We start from the raw sequence: 3,825 nt of genomic DNA on the forward strand, positions 1-3,825 counted from the left end.
AGAATATCTGCAAAGCATGCGTATAAGGACCTGTTTGCCAGAGCAACTTTAAAAAACCGTTAAAGCTACAGTACATAACACCATGCAATAGGCATTAAAACGCCTATTGCAATTAACGTTACCCAACATTTGACAAACTAGCGAAATGGACTTTAAAAAAATATTATCCGACTTTGGAAGCTACATATTCATCGGATTGACATTATTAGGTTTTTTAATTATTTACGCTGGAGTTGGAGGAAGGTCAAGACGAAACTATGTTGGTGAAACAAATTTCTACTTCATAGGAATTGGATTAATCTTAATAATGCCATTTATAATTTGGACTATTAAAAATAAATTAAAATCAAAGCAAATTCAAGATGATGAAGCCTCAGAAATTAGAAAATTAATTTCTTGTGGAGATAAAATCACTATAAACTTAGACCTTTTAGAAATCCAAACAAATAACTATAGGCAAGAGGTTTCAGTTGGACATGGAACACAACAACGAAATGAGTATGTTGATGTAAACCATAATGTTATTCTCTTAGAAGTTCCCTATAAAGACGAACTAATCAAATACAAATTGAACATAGACATGGACTCAACAAAACTGAAAATGCATTTTGCAATTAAAGAGACAACTGAATTATATGTTGACCCAGAAAATTCTAATAATAACTATTTAGATTTAAGGTTTTTAGAAGGGTGAAAAAGAACATAAATAATAACCTTTATTTCTTTTTTCTTAAAGCAAGAATGACTCTCCTAATAGCAAAAACAACATTTTGAATTTCTTTTCTATCAAAAGTATCCTCTTCTATATAGAATAACATTTCGACTCCCATATCCAAACATTTGGTCAATTCCTCTGTAGAGATACAGCCGCTATCAATTAATTTAGATAAATGCTCTTGCTTTTCTTTAGTTAACATTTTGATTATAAATAACTGTTTTCAAATGTAGTAAAATTTTCTCAAATAACTACTAATTAGTAGTAACTTATTAATAGTGAACTTGATTTCTTTACTCAATGAATAAACCAAAAGAAATTAAGAAGCTAGCCAAACGGATAAAATCATTGAGAATCAAAAAGGGTTATAGTAGTTACGAGAACTTTGCATTTGACAACGGAATTCATAGAGCCCAATATGGTAGATATGAAACTGGGACTGATTTACAATATACGAGCCTAGTCAAGATTGCCAGAGCTTTCGATATGACCCTTGAAGAATTTTTCAGTGAGGGATTTGATTAAAAAACGTTGGGTAACAACGTATAAAATTAATTGCTCGGCAAGTGCTTACTTGGAAAATTCCTGCGGAATTTTCCAGCCAGTGTTTATTTACTTATTTTAGTGCTTATGCACGCAACTAATCTTATACCAACCGTTGTGCTTAATACCACGAGAACATCAACGACATATAAAAAACAAAAATATGAACGATTTAAATATTCTGGACAAACCAAAAATTCATCCAGAAATCGAAAAAAAATCTAATGAAATTGGATTCACGATGCCTTCTGACCTTTATATCGGAACATTATTAAAAACATTAATAACATCTAAACCAAAATCGAACATATTAGAATTAGGAACAGGTATTGGGCTGTCACTATCTTGGATGATAGACGGAATGGACTATGAATCTAAATTAATTAGTGTGGACAATGACCCAAAACTGATTGAGATAGCTCAATATTATTTTGGAAAAGATGAACGAATTGATATAATATGCGCAGACGGAACTGAATGGATAAAAAATTACAAAGGAGATACTTTTGACTTGATTTTTGCAGATGCTTGGCCTGGGAAATATAGTGAAGTCGATGAAATACTTGATTTATTAAAAATTGGTGGATTATACATTATTGATGATATGTTAGCTCAACCTAATTGGCCTAATGGACACCAAGAAAATGTGGACAAATTAATTGAATATTTGGAAAACCGAAAAGATTTTAATTTGACTAAAATGAATTGGTCAACTGGAATAATAATAGCGACAAAAAAATACTAAGCACAACAATGGCTATAAGTAATTGCTTGAGTATCGTAAGAGCCAATCGGAATATTCTCCGAATATTCCTCACTTTGTGCTTTTTTGCTATTTTAGTAACATTAAGCAACTACCTATAGCCTAAACGTTGTAGCCAATTTGAGAAAAACAATGAATACCAAAATGACTGACTATCTATTTGGATGTAAAAACCTATATTTTTCTAGAATTCATCCTTTTGACTTTGAAAAATCTGAACTTAAAGAGTACAAACAACTAGTCGAACTCGGAAAAGAAATAATTCAGGAAATCGGACTTCAAAGTTTCTGTGGATCTATCGTTGAACATCAATATCGTGTAGCAATTTGGTCGTCTATGATTTCATTAGAATTTGGAGAACCTAACCGAGATGAAATATTAGAAATTTGTGGAACTGAAACAATACTTTCAGCTTGCTTGGAAAAAATAGAAGAAAACGAAATCAATGAATTAACACCTGAAATTATTGAAAATAAAAAAAGTTGGGTAGAAAAAATAAAAAAACAATACAATAATGATTGATTTCCTAATAATTTTGGTGTTGTTAGCGGCTATTTCTGCCGGAGGAATTATTTATTGGATGAGGCTTCAAATGGAAAACTTTGGATATAGGTATCCTTTTTTAAATTCGAGTTTTAAAATGATTGCAGATTTTTATTCTAGAATGGGACGTGATAAAAAATTAAAAAATAAATATTACCAAACTCTTCTAACAACCTCATTAATATGGATTATTTTTAGTATCTCACTTTGGTTTATTACGAATTAGGAATAAAAAACTGGCTACAACAATGTATAAAAATAATTGCGGTTTAATGTTAAAGCAAAGGTAGTTGCGTGTTTGTTACATCTGATTTTCCTACGGAAAATCCTCGGACGCAAATCCGCAACTATTCTTATACAAAACCGTTGTACGCAATTTGAGAAACCGAATGAGAAAGAAGAAAAATCTGATTTTTATTACAATCTTGTTACTCGGAATTGGATTTACACTTTGGAATTTTGGATTCTTTAGTCGCTATAACTATTTAACTGCGAAGTCTGATATTGCAAAAAATAATCCTCAAATTATTTTTATTGGAGAGTCTATGTTAACATCTTCAGATATTAATACAGTTAGCAAAAAATACGGATTTAAGGCTGTGAATTTTGGTTGTTTAGTAAATCAATCAGAACAAAACGGAATTGAAATTTACAATTCCCAAATGGACAATTACTTGGATAAACTAAACGGAATCGGATGGGAATCTGAATACACAAAAGAAATTGACTCTTTGATGAAACTCACTAATATTCCAAAAACAGCATTTTGGATTGAAAAAGATGCAAGTGGAAACTGGTTTAACGTTGATTGGATGCATAATCATAAAAACAACGCAATCATTTCGATTTATGACAAATATGGAGATTTAATTATCAAAAGTAAGTTTATGAAAATCTGTCCTATTGACGAACTTAAATTTATTGAGAATTTAAAAGCGGAAATCGACTTTTACGATGGAGAAAACATCCAACTAAAAGATAATTGCTATTTATTAAAAAATTAAAAAACTGCGTACAACATTGCATAAAAATAATGCGTAAGTTTATTCCTTAATCAAAAGGTTAGCGCGTATTTGGTCACTCTGATTTTCCTTCGGAAAATCCTCGGACGCAAACCCGCACTATTCTTATACGTAACCGTTACCTGCAAGCTGAAAAACCAATGAAGAACATTTTTAAATTCTTAGTTATTGTCTGTTTACTTTATTCCTGTTCAAATCAAGAAAAGAGAATTATTTTATTGGAAAAAGAATTAAATATT

Annotated in this window: 7 protein-coding genes; 6 read left to right on the plus strand and 1 reads right to left on the minus strand. The window is 30.6% G+C overall.

Annotated elements, in window-relative coordinates; all coding sequences use genetic code 11:
- Nucleotides 1-145: 145 nt before the first annotated feature.
- Complete coding sequence (locus VOI54_RS17935; protein WP_326284716.1) at nt 146-694, plus strand: hypothetical protein; 549 nt, start codon at nt 146-148, stop codon at nt 692-694.
- Nucleotides 695-716: 22 nt separating this feature from the next.
- On the opposite strand, the gene VOI54_RS17940 is transcribed toward VOI54_RS17935, so the two are convergent.
- Nucleotides 717-917: a hypothetical protein gene (locus VOI54_RS17940; RefSeq protein ID WP_326284718.1), complete on the minus strand. Its 201-nt coding sequence runs from the start codon at nt 915-917 to the stop codon at nt 717-719.
- 98 nt (nt 918-1,015) lie between these two features.
- On the opposite strand from VOI54_RS17940, the gene VOI54_RS17945 reads away from it, so the two are divergent.
- The 5 genes from VOI54_RS17945 (at nt 1,016) to VOI54_RS17965 (ending at nt 3,568) form a co-directional block, all read left to right on the plus strand.
- Complete coding sequence (locus tag VOI54_RS17945) at nt 1,016-1,240, plus strand: helix-turn-helix domain-containing protein (RefSeq protein WP_326284719.1); 225 nt, start codon at nt 1,016-1,018, stop codon at nt 1,238-1,240.
- A gap of 181 nt (nt 1,241-1,421) precedes the next feature.
- The gene (locus tag VOI54_RS17950) at nt 1,422-2,003 is read left to right on the plus strand and encodes an O-methyltransferase (RefSeq protein ID WP_326284721.1); all 582 of its coding nucleotides are present in this window, start codon (nt 1,422-1,424) and stop codon (nt 2,001-2,003) included.
- Nucleotides 2,004-2,165: 162 nt separating this feature from the next.
- Nucleotides 2,166-2,543: a hypothetical protein gene (locus tag VOI54_RS17955; RefSeq protein ID WP_326284722.1), complete on the plus strand. Its 378-nt coding sequence runs from the start codon at nt 2,166-2,168 to the stop codon at nt 2,541-2,543.
- On the plus strand, nt 2,536-2,790 hold the full coding sequence (locus VOI54_RS17960) for a hypothetical protein (protein ID WP_326284724.1): 255 nt from the start codon (nt 2,536-2,538) through the stop codon (nt 2,788-2,790). Before VOI54_RS17955 ends, VOI54_RS17960 begins: the two co-directional genes overlap by 8 nt.
- Nucleotides 2,791-2,953: 163 nt before the next feature.
- The gene (locus VOI54_RS17965) at nt 2,954-3,568 is read left to right on the plus strand and encodes an FEKKY domain-containing protein (protein ID WP_326284726.1); all 615 of its coding nucleotides are present in this window, start codon (nt 2,954-2,956) and stop codon (nt 3,566-3,568) included.
- Nucleotides 3,569-3,825: the final 257 nt, after the last annotated feature.

It is taken from the genome of Alterotamlana spongicola, assembly GCF_035818475.1.
Taxonomy (GTDB): domain Bacteria; phylum Bacteroidota; class Bacteroidia; order Flavobacteriales; family Flavobacteriaceae; genus Cognatitamlana.

Excerpts from the sequence above, each read along its gene's own strand:
- VOI54_RS17935 (WP_326284716.1), top strand. The coding sequence starts at position 146 with ATGGACTTTAAAAAAATATTATCCGACTTTGGAAGCTACATATTCATC.
- VOI54_RS17940 (WP_326284718.1), bottom strand. The coding sequence starts at position 917 with ATGTTAACTAAAGAAAAGCAAGAGCATTTATCTAAATTAATTGATAGC.
- VOI54_RS17945 (WP_326284719.1), top strand. The coding sequence starts at position 1,016 with ATGAATAAACCAAAAGAAATTAAGAAGCTAGCCAAACGGATAAAATCA.
- VOI54_RS17950 (WP_326284721.1), top strand. The coding sequence starts at position 1,422 with ATGAACGATTTAAATATTCTGGACAAACCAAAAATTCATCCAGAAATC.
- VOI54_RS17955 (WP_326284722.1), top strand. The coding sequence starts at position 2,166 with ATGACTGACTATCTATTTGGATGTAAAAACCTATATTTTTCTAGAATT.
- VOI54_RS17960 (WP_326284724.1), top strand. The coding sequence starts at position 2,536 with ATGATTGATTTCCTAATAATTTTGGTGTTGTTAGCGGCTATTTCTGCC.
- VOI54_RS17965 (WP_326284726.1), top strand. The coding sequence starts at position 2,954 with ATGAGAAAGAAGAAAAATCTGATTTTTATTACAATCTTGTTACTCGGA.